A 1437-nucleotide genomic window follows, 5' to 3' on the forward strand; every position below is an offset into this window, starting at 1 on the left:
CGGCCCCCCCACCGCGGGGCCTTTATGCCCACTGTCCGGGCGTCCGACGCCCGTAAGGTGGCCTTAACGGCATTAGGCCGCGGTCAGTCCCAGTCGATACCGAAGATCCCGGGGCCGAAGTCGAGGGCGACGGCGTGCACCCCGTCGCCGCCGTCGAGCTTGAGCCGGCGCCGGGCGAGCGCGCCCTCACCGCCTTCGCGCGAGTACTGCCAGCACCGCTCGGGCGCGGTGCCGGGCGCGAACCGCACCTCCAGCAGGTATTCCCGCACCGGGCGCCGGAACTCGCGGTAGTAGGTGTTCTGACACTCCGGGTACGGCGGTCCGGCGTTGATCAGGGAGTACTCGATGAGGTGGGTTTCGCCGCGGTCGATGGGGCGGTCGAAGATCAGCTCGGCGACGGTGAGGCCGTGGGTCTCGTCGACCTCGGCGCGGCCGACCCGGCAGTTCCGGACCGCGTGCAGCGCGGGCGGCCCGGCTTCGGGGTTGCCCTGCGCGTAGACGAGCAGCCAGCGGTCCTGGCCGTCGGCGCCCGCCTGGAACACCGCGCGGGCGGTGACGGCGCGTTGCCCGCCGTCCTCGGCGATCTCGCACTGGTCGTGCAGGCCGACGAGTTTCAGCTGGTGCTGGCGGTCGAGGGCGTGGGGTGCGCCGACGCGCTCGAGCAGCGGTTGAAGCGTTTCCCTGGTGAACGTCAGCGGTTCGGCGCCGCTCGTCTGGCGCCGGGCTCCGCCGCGCGGGCGGGGAGGCGGCAGCAGGCCGAGCAGTGAACCCGCGGGCACGCCGAGGATGTCCTCCAGTACCCGCACGGCCGACAGCGAGCCCTGCCGCTCGGGCTGGCGTTTGCCGGACTGCCAGTAGCTCAGCGCCGTGACGCTGACCGTGGCGCCGCGGGCCCGTAGCCGGGCCTGGACGCGGTCGAGGCTCAGGCCACTGGCGGCGATCGCGTTCCGCAGCGCGATCGCGAACGCCGTGCGCTCGCCTTCGTGGTCACCCTGGCCCGCCGTGCTTCCCGCCATTGTCGTGACCCGCCCCATGTGTGCCGTCCCGGTACTACGACTGCGAGAACGTTAGCAGTACGCGGTGACATGGCCACACCTTGTGAGCAGCCCACATCCCGCGGCGGCCGACCGGTATTGGGTCGAACGGACTAGTACTGGCAACTGGGAATCGTTGCCCCCGCCCCGGCGCGCACGTTTGTATGGCTCAGCGGCCCGGTGCCCGCGCGCCTTCCCAGGTTACCGGGTCGTACAGGTCAGGACCGTGCAAACGGATCCGGCTCCGGCCGCCGACCGTGTCCGATCACCGGGTGCGGCAGGCCGTTCGAGGACCGGGGGGGCCGCGCCCCCCCCCCCCCCGGCCCCCCGCCCCCCCCCCCCCGCGGGGGGTGACACCCGTGTTTAGTTGCGGGTTGCGGCGGCGGATGGGGCTGGGGGAATA

General features: G+C 72.8%; 1 protein-coding gene. It reads right to left on the minus strand.

Going from position 1 to position 1437, the window contains the following annotated elements; translation table 11 throughout:
• Nucleotides 1-83 precede the first annotated feature (83 nt).
• Complete coding sequence (locus ACFWY9_RS42810; protein ID WP_378331478.1) at nucleotides 84-1016, minus strand: hypothetical protein; 933 nt, start codon at nucleotides 1014-1016, stop codon at nucleotides 84-86.
• Nucleotides 1017-1437 lie beyond the last annotated feature (421 nt).

This window comes from Amycolatopsis sp. NPDC059027 (assembly GCF_042739735.1).
GTDB lineage: Bacteria > Actinomycetota > Actinomycetes > Mycobacteriales > Pseudonocardiaceae > Amycolatopsis.

What these genes read in the sequence shown, in the direction of transcription:
- ACFWY9_RS42810 (WP_378331478.1), bottom strand. Translation starts at nt 1,016, where the DNA reads ATGGCGGGAAGCACGGCGGGCCAGGGTGACCACGAAGGCGAGCGCACG.